We start from the raw sequence: 23,738 nt of genomic DNA, 5'->3' as shown, positions 1-23,738 counted from the left end.
GTGACTGGAGTTCACACCCGTGTGCTCTTCCCAAGTTCTTGGGCTTGATTCAACTGTTGTGAGTCACTTAACAAACTCCACAAGTGAACCACACCTTGCAGAGTAACCCCTTTCTCAACTATCTTCTGCAACAATTGTTGGAAAGATTCCTTTTGGGTAGGACAAACTTGGTAGTGATACTCGCTCAGACACCGGAAATCATTTCCTGGGGAGACTATTACACACTGTTGCTCAAGTTTAGCCAAGGAGCTTGTCAGTTGTTTTGCCCAAACTCCCTCAGGTACAAACAACAACCACATAACCGATGTAGCCAAGGGTACTGTTTCCCTAATCTCTGAGGGTTGCCACTGTAGCTGATAAAGCCAATTACTCACATCTGGCTGTAAACTCTTTAGAAATAGCTGACTTGGGGCTCGCTTGACCGTGAAACCGTCCATGCGACCGAACGCCTGACCTGTTTCATCCAGCAAGTGGATGTCATAGGAACGTGTTTGCAATTGCTCGTTGATGCGAGATGGTTCCTCTACATAAGCATAAAAGCGACGCGGTGTTGGATGCAAAAGCGTCATATCCTTTACCCGCCAAGGAGCCCAAAACACACCTGAGTCAGAACTGAACTCGAAGAGATCTGGTGTTAGGCGTGTGCAAGCATCAATCAGCACCGGATGGATCGGTTCTCCAGCCAACTGGAATGCTAGTGCCTTCGGGACTTCAATTTCTAGCAGGCTAGTCTCTTCACTGATCCACGCCTGTCGAACAGCCTGCAACATTGGACCGTAAACCAGCGATATACTGGCATAGATTTCCGTGAGGGTCTCGGTGTCCAGTGGTCGCAACTGCTCACATAGGGCAGGGATATCTACACTCAAAGTAAGGGGTGGTGGCGGATTCTCTGAAACGGTCATACTCGCATGCTGTCGCCATTCGTCCTGCTTGGCAGCATCCCGACTGAAGACTTCTACAGATTTTTGGTTCACATCATTGGCTGGATGAACCATTAACTGCGTTTCCCTTATGGTGTTGGACTCGGCAAGGAAGAGTGGTTGCTGGAAGTTAATATCCTCAACTGCTGCTGGCACTCCAACTGCGGCTAGGGTCATAGCTATATAGCTCACACCCGGAATCACTGGGGTGTCATAGACACGGTGATCACCAATCCACGGATGATTGTTCAAGTTGATGTCCTGGTGGTAGATTGTCTGCCCCGTAGATGCTAACTCCAACTTGTTCCCCAACAATGGATGTAGCTGTTGACTTGATAGAACAACAGGCTTGGGAGTTTCCACCCAGTAGCGTTCTCGCTGGAAGGGATAAGTGGGTAACGTGACTTTCTGACGAGCATAATCTCGGTCAAATCCTAACCAATCTACTTTGACTCCCTTTACATATAACTGTCCTAAGCTCAAGAGCATTTGTTGCCATGCATCTACTCCCGGACGCAATGATGGCAACCACACACCGACCCCTTCTGGTAGACATTGCCTTCCCATGCCTAATAGTACTGGTTTCGGTCCGACTTCTAGGAATACTTCAGAGCCAAGTTTGTCTAAAGCTTCCATACTTTGGGCAAACCTTACCGGTTGACGTACATGATTTACCCAATATTGGGCGGTAGTAATGCTACTATCTGCTGTTGTTCCTGTAACGTTAGATATGATTGGAATTTTGGGTTGATTGTAGGCAATTTGATGGGCTAGAGCTTCCCACTCGACCAACATCGGTTCCATTAATGGTGAATGGAAAGCATGGGATACTTGTAGTTGCTTGGTTTTGATTGTCTCCGATTCTAGGTTAGTAGCGATCGCTCTTACTGCTTCTGACTCTCCAGAAATTACTATACTTTGGGGCCCATTGATTGCTGCAATAGCCACTTGCTCACCAAGAGCCATTTCTTTCAATGTTTCTCGAACTTTAGACTCTGAAGCCATGACTGAAAACATTTCACCACCAGAGGGCAACTGTTGCATCAACCTTCCCCTGGCTGCAATTAGTTTCAAGCCATCTTCTAAACTCCAAACTCCTGCTACAGTTGCTGCTACATATTCTCCGACACTGTGACCCATGACTACATCTGGTTTAATGCCCCAGGATTGCCAGAGTTGGAATAAGGCGTATTCTAGGGCAAACAAAGCAGGTTGGGTATAAGCAGTCTGTTCCAGGACAGACTCCTCTGCTTCCAATGAATAGAGAACTTCCAGTAAATGCCTGTCCAGGTAGGGTTGCAAAATTTCCGCACATTGTTCTAGAGCTTTTCTGAAAGTCGGCTGAGTCTCATAAAGCTGTCTACCCATACCCACATACTGAGAACCCTGACCCGTGAATAACATTGCCACTTTGGGGGACTCACCGCCACTGACGACCCCACTCACGAGCCCGGTAACCTCTTCCTCTGTGCCGAAAGCCTTCAGTCTCTCTTGCAGTTCAGCTTTTGTGGCCGCTACCAAACTCAAGCGATGAAGGTATGACAACCTTCCAGTGTTAGCAGTGAAGCATATATCTACCAGCTCTTGCTCTGGAGCTCTCTCCAGATGCTGACTATAACTTTGGACTAGTTGCAGCAATGCCTCTTGGTTTTTGGCAGATAACGCCAATATATTCCATGGTCTTTCCCTCTCTACCTGAGGACTTTTTTGTGAAGATGGTGCTTCCTCTATTACCACATGGGCGTTCGTCCCAGTGAATCCAAAGGAACTTACCCCTGCCAACCGATGACCTGATACTTCCCATGGTGTCAGTTGCTTTGGTACTTGTAGCCAAGGCTGCCAGTCAATCTTGGGATTAGGTTGGTGCAAGTTTAGGTGGGCTGGCAGGAGTCGATGCTGTAACGATAACACCACCTTAATTAGTCCAGATACTCCCGCAGCTGCTTCTAAATGACCAATGTTCGTCTTTACTGAAGCCATCCACAAAGGAGATTCTGGAGAGCGATCCTCTCCCAACACGGCCACCACTGCATTTACCTCTATGGGGTCTCCCAAGGAAGTCCCGGTTCCATGAGCCTCCAAATAACTAATCTCAGAAGGCTTAACCTTTGCTTGAGCTAGAGCTTGCTTGATTAATCTTTGTTGCGACTGTCCATTGGGCACTGTTAACCCACTGCTTGGTCCATCCTGATTGACTGCACTACCCCGAATCACTGCTAAAATCTGGTCTCCATCAGCCTGTGCATCACTCAGACGTTTGAGCAGCACCATACCACAGCCCTCACCCCGTCCAAAACCATCTGCTGAAATATCAAAAGTCTTACACTGACCATCGGCGCAAATCATTCTAGCTTTGGAGGCATCAATATAGGAGTTTGGGGTTAAATGTAATTTCACTCCTCCCGCCAGAGCCATCTGGCATTCTCCGAGTCGTAAACTATTACAGGCTTGATGAATGGCTACCAGAGATGAGGAGCAAGCGGTGTCAATTGTGACTGTAGGTCCGGTAAAACCAAAGGTGTAAGCTAAACGACCAGCTGCATTGGATAAAGCATTACCTGTTCCTGCATAGGTGACTAATGGACTCTCTGGCTCCTGTTGCAAATGCTGCTGGAGCAATTGTTCGTAGTCACGACCATCATTGCCGATAAAGACCCCAACAGCAGCTTCCTCCAAGCGCTCTAACACTTGCCCACCTTGCTCTAATGCCTCCCAACTCACCTCCAGCAGTAGGCGGTGTTGGGGATCCATTGCCGTTGCTTCACGAGGGGAAATGCCGAAAAATTCTGGATCGAATTGGTCAACATTGTCCACAAAGTGGCCGTGACATGTGAGCATCTTACCCGGAGCATCTGGGTCAGGGTCGTAATAGGCTTCAATATTCCATCTCTGTCTTGGGATTTGCGATCGCGCACTGCTCCCCCCTTGCAACAACTGCCAGAATTTCTCTGGACTAGAGGCTCCACCAGGAAACCGACAACTCATGCCAATGATGGCAATTGGTTCGTGCAAAGTATTATTCAGCTTAGTCTCTAATTTTTTCAGAGCTAATGCAGCTCGCTGCAAAGGAGACAGTTGCTTAATCTGCTCTTTTTCACTCAATATTTGCTCTTTTTTAGTAAATTTATTCAACATAACTTTGTTTAATTGATTATCGATTCCAATATTTTATCAATTGAGCTTTCAAGCTCTTGATTGGATGATTGCTTAATCTCGTCTAGAAGTTTAGCTTCCAGTGAATCGTCTTCTTGTTGATCTTGATCAATCTCAGTCCGAAAAAGACCAACTTTGACAAGGTGCTGGTTGATTAGATATTTCTCCAACTTTTCAATATTGGGAAAATCAAAGGTCAAAGTTGAAGATAAATTTACTCCCAAAAGCTTGCTCAGTCGATCCCTTAAGTCTACAGCGGTCAGCGAGTCCATGCCCATCTCAAAAAATCCTACTTCTGAACCTGGTTTGTTTGTGATGGGTAAACCTAAAACTCGAGCGACTTCCTCTTGTAGTGCTTGTCGCAGCAGTTCCCTTCTCTGAGTTTCGGTTACAGCTTCCAACTGTTGTAGCAAACTAGGAGCTAGATTGGTCTTATCTTCAATATCTTCAGGAATAACAGTTATGAGATCTAAGAGTGGACGCGGACGTTTAACGGCATACATGGTTTTGAAGCGATACCAGTCATTGCGACTAACCGTCACCTGAACTTGGTTAGTAGATATTAGGTGCTCCAATGCAGAAATAGCTAACTCCGGTGAGAGTGCTTCTACTCCAATTTGAGCTAGCCATCTCTGAGCCTCATTTGTGGTCATGCCACCCCCTGCCCAGGCTCCCCAATTGATTGCTAATCCTGGTAAGCCTAAAGAATGACGATAGTGCACCAACCCATCTAGGAACTGATTAGCTGCGGCATAATGGGTCTGACCTCGGGAGCCCCAAACTGAGGCAATGGACGAGAAACAGACAAAGAAATCCAGATTCTCATTCCGAGATAGTTGATGTAGATTCCATCCACCCTGTACTTTAGGACGCAGTACTGCCTCCCATTTTTCCAGTGTTAACTCTTCGAGAGTATCTAATCTTCCTACTCCTGCCGCATGAATAATCCCTTTGAGAGGTTTCTCCTCAGCTTGAAGCTGCTTCCACACTCGCTCCATATCGGTTAGATCCGCCACATCTACTGCCAGGACTTTGACATAAGTCCCAGTCTGTTGCAGTGCTTCCACAGCGGGTTGAGTTTCCTTTGTCAGACCACTACGACTAAGTAGGATCAGATGGCGGACACCCTGTTTAACCAGCCAATCAGCTACTTTCAATCCCAAGTATCCCAATCCACCCGTGATCAGATAGCTTCCTGTCGGCTCTACTTTGAATATTTTCGAGGTAGGAACTGAACTGGGCACTAATCTGGGTACATAACGTTCACCCCCACGGTAGACTACCTGGTCTTCCGCATCACGGTTGAGCAGCTCCCTTAAAAGGAATTCCAGGTGATTTTCAGCAGTTTTACCTGGTTCTAGGTCGATTAATCCTCCCCACAACTCAGGGTGTTCGAGTGACACGACCTTTCCCATACCCCATAGAGGAGTCTGATTTACAGAGATAGGATGCTCTCCCTTAGCTACTGCTCCTGCTGTAACTACCCAAACTTTTACAGGAGGATTTGAAGAGTAGTCTTGCAGTAAGGTTTGTAGTAGTCCCAGCAAGCTTTGAGAAGAAGTCGTATTTATCTGAGAAGGGACTTCCTCACTGCTCAAATACACAATCCCTACCAAGGGCAGCTCAGTTTCTTGTTGAACCTGGTGCAAAAGTTGTGAATAGTTTTGAGGGAATTGCTTGACAACATAGCAACTCTGCTGTTTTTGCTCAAGCTGCTCTGCTAACTTCTGTGCTACAGTTGCCTTACCTCCGATAATCAGCCATTGACCATTCTGGGAGGGGGTTTCTGGAGCTAGAGTTGAAGGCTTGAGCTGCCACTCTATATGGTACAAACAATCCTTGAGAGCTGCTTGTGCCAGTGATTGTTGATGGTGGTGAATCAGTTGCTGCACGACTTCAACTGCTGTCAAGGAGCCGTTTCCTGTTAACATTGCTGTCAACTGCTTATAGTCTCCTCGATCTAATAGCTCAGTTACAGGAGATGAGGTTGAAACAGATAAATTTTGCTTGGCTTTGTCTTCACCTCTGCCTTGACTCCGTTCAATCCAATAACGTTGTCTTTGGAATGGATAGGTTGGCAATACTACTTTCTGAAAGCCATAATCTTGATCGACTCCCAACCAATCCACTTCAGCTCCCTGTAGATACAATTGTCCTAAACTGAAAAGCATCTGTTGCCAGTCTTCCATCCCTGGTCGCAGAGATGGCAACCAGACACCTACCTCTTCTGGTAAACACTGCCTTCCCATACCTAACAAAATTGGTTTTGGTCCAATTTCTAAGAAAACTTCATAGCCTTCTTGGTACAAGGTTTCCATACTTTGGACAAACCGCACTGGTTGGCAGATATGATTCACCCAGTAGTCCGGTGTACTAATGTCACAGGTAGCTTGTTCTCCTGTGACATTAGATATGAGTGGAATTTGAGGTTGGTGGTAGTTCACTTGTTGAGCTACTGCTTCAAACTCTGCCAAGATTGGTCTCATTAAAGGTGAATGGAAGGCGTGAGATACCTGTAGTAGTTTGATTTTCACTCCCTCCAATTCCAGGCTGCTACTAATTGCTTTAACCGCAGCACTCGCTCCAGAAATCACAACACTTTCTGGTCCGTTGATGGCTGCAATACCTACATTAGACTGAGCTAACCCCAATTTCTCTGTGTAGTCTGCGATCGCTGCTTGCACCTTCGACTCTGATGCCATGACCGATACCATCTCACCGACAGATGGCAATTGTTGCATCAACTGCCCTCGCTTGGCAATTAATCTCAAACCATCTTCTAAACTGAAAACCCCTGCTACCGTTGCTGCGACATATTCACCTACACTGTGACCCATGACCACATTTGGTTCAATGCCCCAGGATTGCCAGAGCTTGAAGAGGGCATATTCGATAGCAAATAGGGCGGGTTGAGTATAAGCTGTTTGGTCTAGTAGCGATGAACCAGACTCATCCGTTGTTTGATGATAGAGAACTGCTAAAAGAGATTGGTCTAGTAGCGAACTCAGAATTTCGTCACATTCCTCCAAAGCTTGACGAAAAGTTGGCTGAGTTTCGTATAGTTGCCGTCCCATATTCAGATATTGGGAACCTTGACCAGTGAACAGGAAAGCTACTTGAGGAACATTACTGCTGGTACAAAATTCTTTTTGAAACACCCCAACTACTTCTTCCCCAGCACTTCGGTTACTGAGTTTTGTTGCTAATTGTTGTCGATCAGCGGCAATAATAGCAAGGCGATGGTTGAAGTGGACTCGTCCACTATTGGCTGTATAACAAATATCTGCTAGTTCTATTTTTCGGTTAGTTTCTAGATAATTTTGATAACGACTAACCAATTCTTCGAGTGCTTCTTTAGTTTGAGCTGAAAGGGTTAATAAATGTAAGGGACGCTGATATATATCTTGGTTTTTAAATTGTTTTGGGGCTTCTTCGAGAATGACATGGGCGTTAGTTCCTCCCACTGCAAAAGAACTAACTCCAGCTCGGCGAGGCGTGCCATTGCTTTGCCATTCTGACAATTGGGTATTGACGAAAAAGGGACTATTTACAAAATCAATTTTGGGATTGGGTTGTTCAAAGTTCAGGCTAGGGGGAATTAATTTGTGATTGAGAGCCAAAGTAGCTTTAATCAGTCCCGTTACTCCTGCTGCTGCGTCTAAATGCCCAACATTAGTTTTTACTGAACCAATAGCACAAAAGCCTTGTTTTTGAGTGCTCTGCTGAAAAACCTTGGTCAGAGCTTCAATTTCAATCGGATCTCCGAGTTTTGTCCCTGTGCCATGAGCTTCTACATATGTGATCGTCTCTGCTTCCACACCAGCCACAGCCTGAGCTTCTGAAATAACTGCTGCTTGACCTACTACACTAGGTGCGGTGTAGCCGACTTTCAAAGAGCCATCGTTATTAATGGCTGAACCCTTAATTACTGCATAGATATAATCTTTGTCTGCAATGGCATCTTCGAGTCCCTTGAGTAGTACAACTCCGAGACCATTACCATACCTTGTACCCTCAGCTTTGGCATCAAAGGCTCGGCAATGACCATCTGGGGAGAGAATCATCCCGTCTTGATACAAATATCCCACTTCTTGAGGCACACGGATGGTGACACCACCAGCAAGAGCCATGTCGCATTCCCCATTGAGCAAACTTTGGCAAGCTAGATGAACAGCTACTAATGAAGTGGAACAAGCAGTTTGAACGGTGATAGCCGGTCCAGTTAGATTCAGGTTGTAAGCAACACGAGTTGCTAAGTAATCTTTGTCATTAGCCAGCAATTGTTGAAAAGAACTACTATTGAGGTAAGAAAAGTCAAAACAAGGATTAACGTTGTTCCAGAAATAGCTGCTCATGGTAATGCCAGCATAAACCCCGATAGAACCTTGATAGGTATCCGGGTTATAACCACCCCTCTCTATTACTTCCCAAGCACATTCGAGGAATAGCCTTTGTTGCGGGTCTATCTCTTCAGCTTGTTTAGGAGTATAGCCAAAGAAACTAGCATCAAACATATCTATGTTTGAGATCAAACTACCAGTCCTGACGTAGTTAGAGTTATTCAGTAACTCTTGTTCGATCCCAGAGTTGAGCAATTCTTGTTCTGAAAAAAGACATATTGATTCAACTCCATCCCGAACATTCTGCCAAAACTGTTCAATATCATCAGCTCCTGAATAACGTCCAGATATTCCTATAATTGCTATGTCTTGATTATCGTTAAGGTCTTCTAAATCATCCATCATCTTACTGTCATACTTTAATTTTGCTATATTTCTTAATTACTTAGCTGTTCATAACAGTTATAACAATACAACAATACTTACTTGGAAAAAATTATTTTTTGCCGCGTAGACTTTTTCTAATATTGCGCCTTTCCTTCCTGGTAGTTCCTTTTTTAACTCGCTCATCTCCACGAGTTTTACTAGTTTCCATAAATAATTCTTTACTACCAATCTGAGTAAGGTGTTGACTTAGAAAATGTACAGTAGGGTTAGCAAACAGGTCAACTACTTTCAATTCTATGCCTAATAGTTCTTGCAATTTATTATGCACTCTGATGACAAGTAAAGAATTTCCTCCTATGGCAAAGAAATTGTCGTGAATTCCTACTTCTTCTAGCTCAAGAACTTCTGTCCAAACAGCAGCAATTTGTTGTTCAGTTTTGGTTTGAGGTAGTATATTTTGATTCGTCTCGGCTATAGTTTGTCTTTGAGGTTTGGGCAATCGTTTACGGTCTACTTTGCCGTTGGCAGTTAATGGTAAAGCTTCCAAAATAACATAATCATCAGGAACCATATATTCGGGAAGTTTTTGCCATAGGTACTTACGCAATTCTTCCGAAGTACAATTTATTTCTTGATCAGGCTGGCCCACTTCATTTTTGTCTTCTGTCTGATGGATATCGGTCAGGGAAGAATCGCTAATAACAGACTTTTCCTTGAACACGGCATAAGCAACCAGGCGTTTGCTTTGTTGAGATTCTCCGATAGCAGTAACAATCGCTTCTTTAATTCCTGGAAATTGCTTTAATGCTACTTCAATTTCCCCCAGTTCAACACGATAACCATTTATTTTTACCTGGAAGTCTTCTCGGCCTAAAAACTCAATATTACCATCCGGTAAATACCTGCCTAAATCCCCAGTTTTGTATAACGGTTCCTGAGTGACTGGATGGGTAATAAAGCTTGCTTGGGTCTTGTGCTCATTTTTCCAATAACCCTTAGCTAAACCTACCCCTCCAATATAAAGTTGTCCCGGTACCCAAACTGGTCTTGGTTCCATCAACTCATTCAGTACGTAAAAACTTTGATTTAACAGGGGCTTACCATAGGGAATACTCTTCCAGTCTGACCCCACCTTTTCAATCGGATAGCCAATCGACCAAATTGACGCTTCGGTTGCTCCACCCAAACTCATCACTTGAACATTAGACCACAGAGATTGGATTTTGCTTGGTAAGTCTACTGGCAGCCAATCTCCACTCAACATTACCACTCGTAAATCACCTAATGCTGTTGCTGAGGTTCCTAATAAATGCTCTACCAACATCTGCATCAGAGCCGGAACTGAGTTCCACAAGGTAACTTCGTGAGCGATAATTAATTCTCTCCAGCAAGCTGGATCCTTTGCTGCTTTTGGTGGTGGCATCACTATCGCTCCCCCTGCTCCTAGCACACCAAATATGTCGTACACTGACAGGTCAAAATTTAACGCTGCTAAGGCGAGTACTCGGTCAGATGGTGTTACTTTAAACCGTTGATTGATGTCGAGGATGGTATTGATTGCTCCCCGATGATCGATCATTACCCCTTTGGGTAAACCTGTGGAACCAGAAGTGTAAATCACATAAGCTAAATCTTCTGAAGTTTGTACTGGTTCTAGGGGGTTTGGATCATATTCTGCTAACTCTTCAGTATCTACAGACCAACATTTGATTCCTTCAGGCCAACCCAGAGACTGTTTGAGGTGAGTTTGAGTCAATACTTGTGTGACTTGTGCTTGCTCGAGTAGATACCACTGTCTTTCTTGGGGTAGCCCAGGATCTATCGGTAGGTAAGCTCCACCAGACATCAAGATGCCTAACACTGCTACTACCTGTTCCCAACCTTTCTCCATGACTACGGCTACCAGCTGATTCGGTTTGACTCCTAATTTCCGCAATCCATGTCCCAATTGATGAGACCTTTGATAGAGTTCCCCATAAGTTAGGCTTTTTTGGGGACTAATAACAGCTGTCGCTTCACTTTGAACTTGTACTTGCTTAACAAACAAACTATGCAAGATATCTTCAGACCAAGATTGAGTCGTCTGATTCACTTGTGCTTGGAGTGCTAGTTGAGCTGTTGGTAATAGTTGGTGGTAAGTCTCCATCCAAGGTTCGTCAGAGGTGGCTAGCTGTTGAAGCAAATCACAATAAGCCTCAAACATTTGCTCGATGAGACCTTCAGGGAATAGCCCTTCCACTGTATGCCAACTAAATGCCAGTGCTCCTTTCTCCTCGGTTACGATATGGTCGAGCAACACTTGAGGCGTTTGAGCTGCACTATACACAACCTCTCCAAAGTGCTCCAAACCGAATCCTCGCCCCACCTCTTCATCAGCCAGAGACTTTAAGCCCAAAGTGCTAGTAAAGACTACCCCCATTGGTTGACTACGCCCTCGACGATAGAGCTCTCGCTGCACTTCTACTCCACTGATATAACGATGCTCTAAATCTTCCCACAGCTGTCTTTGCAGTTTTTGAGCACGACTAATGAATGGAACTGCTTGTGAGTTATCTACCTCTAGTAAGATTACAGAGGTGAAGTCGCCTATGAGCTCATTGACTTGAGGGTGTAAGGGCAAACGGTTAAATAAAGTCAGATTGAGGGTAAACTTTGAACTTTTGCTCCAGTAATTCAAGACAGAGGCAAAAGCACTTAACAATACCCCTGATGGGGTTAAATTTGCTTTGCTCGCCTTGTTTTTTAACTGTTGCCAATCACTCTGAGACAGTTGAGCTGTGTGAGTATTGAACTGAGGATCAGTAATTGCAGAAGTTACTTTCGCTTGGGGAATTTCTGGAGCTGGAGGTAGGTTATCTAAGCGGTTGAACCAATATTGCTGAGAACTGAGATACTGGGGACTATCTTTGAGTTCCAATTCCGCGAGCACATAGTCTCGGAAGGAGATTTCCGTTGCAGGCAGTGAACTCTGTGGATTATTGTACAGTTCTGACCACTGCTTAAATAGAACATAAGTACTCCAGGCATCAAATATTAACATATCGATGCTGGCGTGCAAGCGGAAACATTGTTCATTTAAACGGGTAGCCCGTAGATGAAATAAAGGCCACTGGTTAGTTGGTAAAACCTCATGGGACATCTGATTGCGAATCTGCTCTAGCTCTGAAGCAATCGTTTCAGGAGATTCCTCAGACAAATTTAAAATTTCAATTTCATAGGGAGGCACCTGCTCAAGTATTTGCTGGTTACCGTCAGCTAAAACTACCATCCGCAGCATATCATGGTGGTCAATTAATCGCCTCCAAGCTTGGTGTAAGCTTTCTAAATTTAAGTTTTCACAATCTACTTCTATGTAAATGTGGGTAGCAATATTACCTAGGTCAAAAATTTGATTGCGACCTATCCAATAAGCTTGTTGAATGTCATTTAACGGAAATGGTTGATACCTTTGCTCTGGATGAGTAATCAGGGTAGGAAGCTCGGAAAAGGAATCTATGGGGATGACATTGTTAGCTAAATACTCGACCAAAGATTCTACCGTTGGATAATCAAATAACAGTGTTGAACTGAAGCTTGTACCTAAGTTAGACTCCAATTTATTTTTCAATTCCACTGCCATCAGGGAATCTAATCCTAAGTCAAACAATGGTTGATGTTTTTCTATCTGTTGTCCATCTCTCAATCCTAAAATATTGACTATGGCTGAACTAATTTGAGTTGTTAGTAATTCCTGACGTTCTGAAACAGATGCTGATTTTAATTGTTCTTTAAAGGCAGACTTTTGAGTTAATACTGGTTCTGTTACTTTTACCCTTAATCCCTCTAGTTCTACTAGTACAGTTCCTTGGTTGTCTACTAGAAAAATGTTTGCCGTTAAGTTGGTTTGTCGTATTTCTGCTATAGCCCATACTTGGCTGATTGTTTGGCGATACAGTTTGAATTTTTCTACCCCTACTGGTAGATATATTTTATCTGTTTCTGTGTGTGGTATGGCATACGATACTATTTGGAAGGCTGCATCTAATAGGGCTGGATGTAGCTGATAGTCTGCTAGTTGGGCGGTTAATTCTTCAGGGAAGGCCATTTCTCCTAGGGCTTTTCCTTGACCTTTCCACAACTGCTTTATTCCTTGGAAACTACTGCCGTAGTCTATCCCTTTTGAGCGATATTCTCGGTAATGTTCTTCAATTTCTATTGCTTGACTACACTCAGCTTGGTATTTTTCTAGGTCGATTTTTGCTTGGCTGTTCCTGGTTGGCTCAGTATATATCTTTCCTTGTGCGTGCAATACCCATTGCGGTGTTTGTTGATTTTCACCTTCTGAGGGGCTGAAAATCTCGAACTTATAGCTATTGTTTTCTGCGAAGCTGACTACTGTTTGTACGGTCTTTATTTCGGTTTCTGGTATAACTAAACTTTGCAGTATGTCTACGTCAGAAACGACTACTTGCTCTTGGCTTGTGAATAGACTTTTTCCGGCTGAAGCAGCTATTTCTAAGTAGCCTGTGCTGGGAAATAGTACTTTTCCAAAAACCTGGTGGTGATTCAGGTAACCTGGAGATTCTGCTCCTATGTATGATTGAAAACGATGTTGATCCTCTATTCCCGCTAGGTTAATTTTTTCTCCTAGTAATGGGTGCTGCTCTTTGCCTTTTAACCAGTAGGATTTTTGTTCGTAACCATTTTGGCTAGAAACCCAATACCTTTCTCGTTGGAAGGGATATGTTGGCAATGCCACCTTCTGACGAGCATAATTTTGCTCAAATGCTATCCAATCTACTTTGGCTCCCTCTACATATAACTTTCCTAAACTAGATAGCATCTGTTGGCATTCTTCTACTCCCGGACGCAATGAGGGCAACCAGACACCGATTTTTTCTGGTAAACATTGACGTCCCATACTTAGTAATACTGGTTTTGGTCCTATTTCCAGAAATAACTCGTATCCTTCCTGGTACAAAGTTTTCATGCTTTGAGCAAATTGCACTGGTTGGCGCACATGATTTACCCAGTATTCGGCAGTGGTAATCTGCTCAGTTACCTGTTTGCCAGTGACATTGGATATCAGTGGTATCCTAGGCTGCTCATAGGTTATTTCTTTTGCTGCTGCTTCAAATTCTGCCAGCATCGGTTCCATCAGAGGAGAATGGAAGGCGTGGGATACTTGTAGTGGTTTGGTTGTGATTCCGGCTGATTCGAGGTTAGTTGCGATCGCTTCTACTGCTTTTCCCTCACCAGAAATTACTATGCTTTGAGGTCCATTGATTGCTGCTATGGCGACTTTCTCACTGAGATCTTTTGCTTTCAATGTTTCTAGGACTTTAGACTCTGGAGCCATAGCCCAGAGCATCTTACCATCACCAGGTAATTTCTGCATCAAAGAGCCTCTAGCAGCAATTAGTTTCAAGCCATCTTCTAAACTAAAAACTCCTGCTACGGTTGCTGCTACATATTCTCCTACACTGTGACCCATGACCACATCTGGCTCAATTCCCCAGGATTGCCAGAGTTTAAATAGAGCATATTCTATAGCGAATAAAGCTGGTTGGGTATAAGCTGTTTGGCCTAGTAGGGATGAACCTGACGAGTTTTTGTCTGTTGGATAAAGAATGTTTCGTAATGACGTTTCCTGGAAGGTTTCTACGCTACTGAGAATCTCCTCGCATTGGTTAATCGCTTGACGGAAAGTTGGTGCTTGTTGATACAACTGCTTTCCCATGTTGATATATTGGGAACCTTGACCTGTAAATAGGAAAGCAATTTTGGCTACTGTAGTGTTGTTTAGCAGTTCTCCTGAAGTGATTCCTGCTAATTTTTTTCCCTCTTGGTGTTGTCGGAGTTTTTCGACTAATTCTTGTTGGTTAGGGGCGACAACCGCTATTCTGTGGGTGAAGTGAGTCCTTCCGGTGCTAGCAGTGTAGCAGACATCGCCTAACCTTAAGTTTGGATTGGTTTTGAGATAATTTTGATAGCTACTGATTACTTCACCAAGAGCAGTTTCAGTTTTGGCTGACAAAGTTAATAGATGAACTGAATTTTCTAAGTAATCTTCGCTGTTACCTGTTGCCTTCCCCCCTTGAGGGGACACAGGGGAGGTTTGCCTGTTGTCTTCTATTGGTGCTTCTTCAACAACAACATGAGCATTTGTACCATTCAATCCGAAAGAATTCACGGCTGCTCGCCTTGGTGTGCCTGCTGGTACTTCCCAAGCTTTAAATTCTGTGTTGACATAGAAGGGGCTATTGGCAAAATCAATGTTTGGATTGGGTTGATTAAAGTGCAAAGAAGGAACCAGTTTTTGATTTTTCAGGCATAATATTGTCTTAATTAAACTAGACATTCCTGCGGCAGTTGCTGCGTTACCAATATTAGTCTTTACTGAACCGATCGCACAAAATTGTTTTTGAGCTGTCCACTTAGAAAATGCTTCTGTAAATGCCTCAACCTCGATGGGATCTCCAAGAGGTGTTGCTGTACCGTGAGCTTCTAAATAACTTATAGTTTCTGGATTAATTCCAAATTGTTGATAAATATTTTCTGCTAAGCGTGCTTGAGATTTACTACTAGGGGCACTAATTCCATTTGTGCTTCCATCATAATTTGTACCTGTACCCTTGATTATTCCATAGATATGATCTTGATCTTGAACTGCTTGATCATACCTTTTTAATAAAATTGCACCACAACCTTCTCCCCAAACTATACCGGATGCTTCAGCATCAAAACTTTTACAACGTCCTTCGGGAGATACCATCTGAAACTGACTCGAAAGTACTTGGAAGTCTGGTGTTAGCATGGTAGAAATACCACCTGCGATCGCTATTTCGCTCTCTCCCCGTTTAATACTTTCGCAAGCTTGATGAACAGCTACTAATGATGAAGAACAGGCAGCCTCAACAGCTACCACTGGTCCTTTAAGATCCAGGAAATAGGCTATTCTTGCTGGTAGAACTGACAGCATAGTTCCTGATAGCACCAGTCGATGATGACCGAAACCTGAATTGGACAAAAACTTGATATAATCACTGCTTGCTGCCCCAACAAATACTCCACAGTGTTTCCCCTTGAGAGAATCAGGAGCATATCCAGCATCCTCAATAGCATGGTAAGCTTCCTCTAAAAAGATTCTTTGTTGAGGTTCGATTAACTCAGCTTCTCCAGGAGAAATTTGAAAGAATAAAGGGTCAAATTTGTCAATGTCATCTAAAAAAGCAGCATACTTTGAACAAGCAGTACCTGGATGTTCTGGATCTGAATGATACCAACTTCGTCCTTCCCATCTTCCAGGGGGAGGTTCTGTTACACTATCAACTCCATGCTTTAAGTTTTCCCAAAATTCTTTCCAGTTCTTTGCTCCTGGATATCGGCATGATATTCCAATGATAGCTATATCGTCTGTTATCCTTTGCTCTGGAATTGATTGATCAGTTACAGATTCTTTTTGCTGAATTTCTAGTAATAGTTGCTCTGCATCCTCTAAGGAAACTTCACCAGATTGTAATTGATTTAGTATTGCTTCATCCTGATTGCTCTGTCCTTGATTGGGAACGGCAGTGGGTAGATTTTTATTTGTTGGGGAATTTAGATCTACTGTTTCTAATAAGTTTTGAGCATTTTCTAAGGATATTTTTCCTGAACTCAGTAGAGATAATATTTGCTCTGTTTTATCTGTATTATTTAATTTATTCTGACCATTATTAGGCACTGTTGCTAGTATCTGTTGATCTGTCAAACCCAATAGTAGTTGCTCTGCATTCTCTAAGGATATATCACCGGATTGCAATTGATGTAGTAGTTCTTCTTGGTGACTCATTGACTCTTGATTTGCTTGCTGGGAACTATTTTTTACGCCATTATAGAGCTCTGGCATAGTTACCACTATTTTGCCGATATGCTTACTATGTTGCAGGTGACGGAAAGCTTCCACCACATCTTCACTTGGAAATACTTTGTAAGGTAATGGCTTGAGGCTACCGGACTCAAACAGCAAGGCTAAATCGTCCCAAAGCTTGGCATGAAATTGTTTATCTCTAACAAATTCATCTGACATATCAAAGGGAAAATACTTCACATCTGGGCGTCTTTGATAAACTTGCTCATGGCTCCAGATGTTGAGCCTACCAATTTCAATATATCGTCCACCTGGGGCCAGGATATCTATATTTTTGGGGATGTACTCTCCATGAGTCAGGCTATTAAAAATTACATCTACTCCATTCCCCTGGGTGAGTTCCCTTACTTCACTAGCAAACTCCGTGGTTCGAGAATTCATTACATGTTTTATTCCCTGTTCTCGAAGAACAGATATTTTGTGGGGACTAGTCGTGGCAAATACTTCTGAGCCAAAAAATTGAGCTAATTGAACTGCAGCTTGTCCTGCACCTCCCGAAGCTGCATGAATTAATACTCTCTCTCCTGGCTGAACTTTGGCCAAATTATGCAACCCGTAATAGGCAGTGAAAAAAGACATAAAAATAGTAGCTGCCTCTACCATACTCAGATCAGAAGGCTTAGCCAATAAGTCATCCGGTGAGCAGATAACAAAGCTACTGAAAGCATTGCCGGGATAAGCCAATATCACCTCATCGCCGACTTTCCATTGGGATACGTCTGAGCCAACCGCTACAACATTACCCACACCTTCAACACCAAAGGTGAGATTTTCAGCACTGATAATTCCAGAGCGATATCTTTTTTTGATGTACTCTTGGAAGATACCCAGTACGTTGAGTACTTCTCGAAAATTAACTGGTACAGCTTTTATTTGAACTTCGACTTCAGTGGATTTAGGCTTTCGACGTTCTTGAGGCATCCAAGTTAGATTCTTTAACAAGCCATAACTAGGTATCCTTAACTGAACTGGTTGGGGATTAGGTATTTTTTGTTCTACAGTGCTTTGGCTCAAATTGGGAATTACTGTCTCACCAAACTCTTGCTGAATACGACTGGCTATTTCTGGTTGGTTAAAGGTTACCTGGTGTATTTCTAGTTCTTTTTTGATAGCTTCAGGAAACTTGGCTTTAATGTCGGCACTCAAATGTTGTTTGAGGGCGACTAGAGATAATCTAGGGCTCTTGGCTATTTTATGCCCTAGTTGTTGGGCATAATTTAGGACATCCTGCCTCGATACAACGGGAAAAGGAATACCTCGTTCAGCTAGTTCTTTTCCTCGATAGTTTTCGCCAGTGTAGATCATTTCTTTGGCTAATTCGGCTCCTAGCTTTTCCCGCAAGATTAATGATGTTGCTCCTACTGGGGTAAAACCATATTTCATGAAGTTAGTTGCATACACACTTTCTTGGCTAAACACCACAAAATCTGCATACAAACCCAGAAGCAAGCCACCACCAAAACTATGCCCTTGCATTGCTGCAATTATAGGAATTTCGCAATCAAGTATCAACCCTGATAAATCAAGAACTTCTACTTCACCTCTAGTCTTTCTAATTAAATATTCTTTGCTAGCCCCTGATGAAAAATAATTACCATAGCCCGTCAAAATGACTACTTTATATTGCTGATTTTGCGCAACTACACTAAAACAGTGGCGTAAGCCCTCAACTATGCTTGGAGAAAAGCCATTACGACTGCTCTCATCTTTCATCGTAATTTGCACAACACCATTGCCCAACTCCGTCAGTTGTACCACCTCAGAGTTGCTAGTTCCTAAGTCCTGATTCAAATTCAGTTCTGCCATGGGTATACCCCCTCTTTAGCGAATTGTTTGATTTTTGCTTGAATCGTTGGGTCACCTAAGAGGCTGGCAGACTTGTTGGCGGCTAGATTCTGAGTCTCGGCTTGAATTATCCATAACTTATTCATATAGTCTTTTAATGCCTTAACCCCAGATAAGGGTAAATATCTTAAACGGCGAATATATTGACTAATCAACTTATTAGGGTTGCTGTCGTATTCATCGACTAAGCCCCAGTTATAGGCTTCTGAGCCAGAGATTGGTTGAGTTGTGAGGGATAAGCGGTAAGCTTTTTGAAATCCCACTCGACGAATCAGAAAGGGCAAAACGCAAGCGGGTAATAAACCAAATAATAGTTCTGATAACACAAAGGTTACTGTTTCATCAGCAATGACCAGATCACTTGCAGCAACAAAACCCACTCCTCCTGCTTGAACTTTACCACGGACAAGGGACAAAATTACCTTGCTACTTTGGGACATCTGTTTGAGGATGTTGTAGTAGCCGTGAGCACTGATTTTGGTATCCACCAGCTCGCCATTGGCTATTGCTTGAAAATCCATTCCGGTACAAAAGACATCCGGTAGTCCTTCAAGAATCACTACTTTAACGGTTTCTTCGCCTTCAACAGCTTGTAGGGCTGATAACAATTCCTGAGTCAGCTGATCGTTGATGCTATTGTTGGCTTCTGGACGATAGAGCTGAATTCTTTGTACAGCCGGTTGATGATTTATTTTTAGGGTTTTGTAATACATATTATAGTGTTCTCAATGGTTTGTCAACCTGGAGCATCTTTTTTTTCAGCTATTAGCTATCAGCTATCAGCTGTCAGCTTTTTTGCTCCTATCCCCTGTTCTCTGTTACACAGTATTCATTGTTGCTCATCCAGATAACACACTGATGCAGCTTGGCGTAAATAACCCGTCAGTTTGAGATCAATATAATCCTTACTCTATGGACATTTTGAATGCAATAATTTTGAATGCAAGAATTCCGCGCAGCGGCACCAGAGCTATACCCACTCGTATTTTCGGTGGAATTCCTTGATTGCTTTTAAGACTAATCGACCCTTGCCTGCTATTTTTTTCCAGACTCCGGGGAACAGTTGATAGTCCAAGGTGACATTTCTAGTGCCAAAGGCAACTGCACTACTATGATAGAGTAACTGCTCATATTCTTCCATACTTAAAGAATAGCGGTCTGCTAACTGGGCTGATATACCTTGTTGAGCTTGAATTTGCTTCCCTTCTGGAGTCACAACCCCACTATAAAATTCGGAACAACAACCAGAGCCATAGGAAAACATCCCAATTCTGCGAGGGGTACTGAAGTCTCCATTGTCGATGGTACTGGCTAAGGATAAAAACAAAGTTGCTCCCATAATATTGCCTACCTGTTGGCAGTAGACTAATCCCGGCATTACCCTTCTTTGGAAGTCCGCTTCAATCTCTGCAGGTTTAGCTCTTTTCAACCTACGCATCATATTTCTATGAGCGCCTTTAACCATACCACCAAAAGGGGTATGAAAACTCAAATAATCAAAACTTTCTTGGTAGTCTACCCCTTCTACTCGGTTTTGATAATGTCGGTAGGCATTTTCGCAACAGTCTAGGTAAGAAAGTAAGGATAAGTCGGCATCTCCTGCTTCGGAATCGGGATTAGGTCTACAGGTATCCATGACTTCATAACCATAGTAACCGTTACAGCCCACATCAACTTGAAAAATGTAGGGAGTATCACTGACTAAAAGAGCCACTGCTCCAGCACCACTACTGGGTTCAGCAAAAGACCAATCGTAATTGAGAGCTTCTCCTCCCTCGGCAACGAGAAACCGAGATATATCAGTGGCGATAACTAAGGCTTTGGCTCCAGGAAAGGTTTGGGACAAAATCAAGTTGATTGCCATCTGCAAGCCTGCTGTTCCTGAGTAGCAAGCTTGCTTGAGTTCAAACATGCGGCAGTTACGACTTAAGCCCAAATACTCTTGGATATAGGTGCTCATCGATTTGCCAAAGTCAATGCCTGACTCACTGCAGGTAATCACCATTTCTATGCGCTGCTTGTCAGCATCACTCAAGCGATCGATGATGGGCTTGGCGGCATTAACCGCATAGGAAACGGGATCTTCATAGGGCAGAGAAACCGCTTTCTCTTTCATCATTAGATTGTCAAAGCGGGAGATATCCAACTGACGCGCTTGTGCCAACTTGCGCAGCTCTAATTGGGCTGCACCTCCATATACACTTAGGGCTTCAATGCCAACTTGTTGCATAGCTTTACTCCTTGCCCAGTAATAGAGCTGTATTGATGCCGCCAAAAGCAAAGCTATTGCTGATGGCATAGTTAATTTCCCCTTGAACAGCAGTTTCTTTGACCCAATTTAGGTTATCATCAATGGGGTCAACCAAATTGTGGGTTGGATGACAAAAACTAGAGTTCATTTGTAATAAAGTAGCGATCGCTTCGATAGCTCCAGCGGCAGTTAAACAGTGACCAGTCAAAGATTTAGTTGAATTAAGGAGACAATGGTCAACTCCTGTGGATTTCAGAGCAGATACTTCCGTATTGTCACCAATAGGGGAACTGGTACCATGAGTATTGACATAATCGATTTGCTCTGGTTTTAAGTCTGCCATAGCTAAAGCTGCACTCATGGCTTGTGCTTCTGCTTTTTGGGATGGTTCAGGGCTACGATTGCCAGCTAAATTTAAGCCCCAACCCAGGAGTTTTCCTTGAGAAAGTACTCCTCTTTGTTGAGCGCTGTCAGCTTTTTCTAAGACTATAACTCCACAACCTTCCCCATAAATAAAACCGTCATGGTTATGGTCAAATGGTCTACAGGCAAGCTCTGGACTATCAGCAAAACGTTCGCTACCCATAGCTCCCAAATTCATTAGTCCCTGACATTCATAGGCACAGATATCAAAGAGACTACCAACGACAATACTAATATCAGTCACCCCCGTTAAAATTTGGCGAGATCCATGAATGATAGCGACTGCACCACTAGCAGATGCTCCACCTACGGTATAACCTTCTCCTTGAATTGGAAAGCACTGGGAAAGTAAACCCAAGATATCTGTATCCCAAACTGTCAGTCCATAAGTTGGTCGGATAAATTCTGGACGTGATTGATAACGTTGCCAAGTTTGTTGCTGATGGCGTTGTTGCAGATTGGAGCCACCGATTACTAGACCAATACGTTCTGGCTTGACTGGGGCAGAGGTTAGTTTAGCATCTTCCCAAGCCTGGGCAACAGCGAACATAGCAACTTGTCCACTCCAGGTTGCACTGCGTAACAATCCCCTATGTTGAGGAAATAGGGTTCTGACATCAAGCTCTGGTAGTTCTGCACCAATAAATTTTTTACTAGGGCTTTCCCTTCCTGGTCTTTGCAGATAACCAAATTGAGTTTTACCGGTGAATAGGGCTTCCCGGAAAGATTCAACTTCTTGGGCAATGGGAGTGACAATGCCCATACCAGTTATCTTGATGTCATTCATACACTAATACCAATTCCCGCTCCCTAAACAACAAACAACCAACAACAAATATTACAATTTTGCTGCAAATAAATCAGCAAGTTCTCCAATATTTTTAGCTCCAGCCAGTTCAATACGGGGAATATTCAAGGATAGGTCTTCCATCACCATCATGATAATTTCTGCCCGATTAACTGAATCGATACCTAAATTTTTTAAGCTATCAGTAGGTTCTAGGGGAGAATCTTCTAATTCTGGTGCTATTTCACGAGTGTATTTTTGAATTATTTTTAGTACTTGTTCTTTGCTCATATTAACTCCAATTTACTCCTAAACTGTAACCTGTTTTTTAATCTGTTGAACCAGTTTGTTTGCTTCCTGGATAGTCAACTCCTTCTTAGCTACTTTATTAAGAATCGCACGTAAGCGCAATTTTGGATCCATCTCCTCTGATGAATTTACAGGTGAACCGTTATTTGGCAAAGATTCTTGGGGATGACCTCCATTGCCCTTACCTTGGAATAATTTGCTACCACCAGTAGCAGCAATTTCCTGGGAAATATATGGTGCCAGCTCTAATAAAGTAGGATAATCATACAACTTGGTGGCTTTGAGGTTTAAGTTGTAGGTTTGATTAATCGTGGTTGTCCATTCCACCCCAACGATGGAGTCTAAGCCTAAATCAACAAATTTCTGGTCTTCGGCAATTTCACTCTCTTCTGTATAGAGTGCTTCGGCTAACTGCTGTTTGAGAACCTGCTTGATTTCTGATAGGTTTACCTGGGGTTGAGGCAATGGTTGTAGGGTTTTCAAAGGCTGCTGACTAACCTGGGGTTTTGTACCCTGACTTGATAAGATTTGGGCGATATATCCAGACAACTCTAATAAAGTAGGATAATCATACAACTTGGTGGCTTTGAGGTTTAAGTTATAGGTCTGATTAATCGTAGTTGTCCATTCTACCCCAACGATGGAGTCTAAGCCTAAATCAACAAATTTTTGGTCTTCGGCAATTTGACTCTCTTCTGTATAGAGTGCTTCGGCTAACTGCTGTTTGAGAACCTGCTTGATTTCTGATAAGTTTACCTGGTTTACCTGGGGTGTCGGCAGTGGTTGTAGAGTTTTTAAAGATTGCTGAGTTTGAGAACTGGAGCTTATCGGTTTTGTACCCTGACTTGCCAAGGTTTGGGCAATATATGCTGCTAGCTCTAATAAAGTAGGATAATCATACAACTTGGTGGCTTTGAGGTTTAAGTTGTAGGTTTGATTAATCGTGGTTGTCCATTCCACTCCAACGATGGAGTCTAAGCCTAAATCAACAAATTTCTGGTCTTCGGCAATTTCACTCTCTTCTGTATAGAGTGCTTCGGCTAACTGCTGTTTGAGAACCTGCTTGATTTCTGATAGGTTTACCTGGTTTACCTGGGGTGTCGGCAGTGGTTGTAAGGTTTTCAAAGGTTGCTGAGTTTGAGAACTGGAGCTTATCGGTTTTGTACCCTGACTTGATAAGATTTGGGCGATATATCCAGACAACTCTAATAAAGTAGGATAATCATACAACTTGGTGGCTTTGAGGTTTAAGTTATAGGTCTGATTAATCGTAGTTGTCCATTCTACCCCAACGATGGAGTCTAAGCCTAAATCAACAAATTTTTGGTCTTCGGCAATTTGACTCTCTTCTGTATAGAGTGCTTCGGCTAACTGCTGTTTGAGAACCTGCTTGATTTCTGATAAGTTTACCTGGTTTACCTGGGGTGTC

8 protein-coding genes are annotated in these 23,738 nt (G+C 43.1%); all 8 read right to left on the bottom strand.

Features of this window, described 5'->3' with window-relative positions:
- Positions 1 to 11: 11 nt before the first annotated feature.
- Entirely contained in the window at positions 12 to 4,058 is a 4,047-nt protein-coding gene (locus F6K52_RS05730; RefSeq protein ID WP_293075238.1) for a beta-ketoacyl synthase N-terminal-like domain-containing protein, read from the bottom strand.
- A gap of 8 nt (positions 4,059 to 4,066) precedes the next feature.
- Positions 4,067 to 8,821, bottom strand: coding sequence for a type I polyketide synthase (locus F6K52_RS05725; RefSeq protein WP_293075236.1), 4,755 nt, complete (start codon positions 8,819 to 8,821; stop codon positions 4,067 to 4,069).
- Between the two features lie 91 nt (positions 8,822 to 8,912).
- The gene (locus F6K52_RS05720; protein WP_293075234.1) at positions 8,913 to 18,500 is read right to left on the bottom strand and encodes a non-ribosomal peptide synthetase/type I polyketide synthase; all 9,588 of its coding nucleotides are present in this window, start codon (positions 18,498 to 18,500) and stop codon (positions 8,913 to 8,915) included.
- Positions 18,488 to 19,252, bottom strand: a complete 765-nt coding sequence (locus F6K52_RS05715; protein WP_293075232.1) for an enoyl-CoA hydratase/isomerase — start codon at positions 19,250 to 19,252, stop codon at positions 18,488 to 18,490. The genes F6K52_RS05720 and F6K52_RS05715 overlap by 13 nt, the downstream gene beginning before the upstream one ends.
- A 257-nt stretch (positions 19,253 to 19,509) precedes the next feature.
- Entirely contained in the window at positions 19,510 to 20,838 is a 1,329-nt protein-coding gene (locus tag F6K52_RS05710; protein WP_293075230.1) for a hydroxymethylglutaryl-CoA synthase family protein, read from the bottom strand.
- Entirely contained in the window at positions 20,774 to 22,000 is a 1,227-nt protein-coding gene (locus F6K52_RS05705; RefSeq protein WP_070395353.1) for a beta-ketoacyl synthase N-terminal-like domain-containing protein, read from the bottom strand. The genes F6K52_RS05710 and F6K52_RS05705 overlap by 65 nt, the downstream gene beginning before the upstream one ends.
- 51 nt (positions 22,001 to 22,051) lie before the next feature.
- On the bottom strand, positions 22,052 to 22,291 hold the full coding sequence (locus F6K52_RS05700) for an acyl carrier protein (protein WP_293075227.1): 240 nt from the start codon (positions 22,289 to 22,291) through the stop codon (positions 22,052 to 22,054).
- 18 nt (positions 22,292 to 22,309) lie between these two features.
- The coding region (locus F6K52_RS05695; RefSeq protein ID WP_293075225.1) for an acyl carrier protein at positions 22,310 to 23,738 on the bottom strand (1,429 nt) is incomplete at its 5' end.

It is taken from the genome of Moorena sp. SIO3H5, assembly GCF_010692395.1.
Lineage (GTDB): Bacteria > Cyanobacteriota > Cyanobacteriia > Cyanobacteriales > Coleofasciculaceae > Moorena.
Note: the sequence above shows the minus strand (reverse complement) of the source record. Positions and strands in the feature narration are given on the sequence as shown.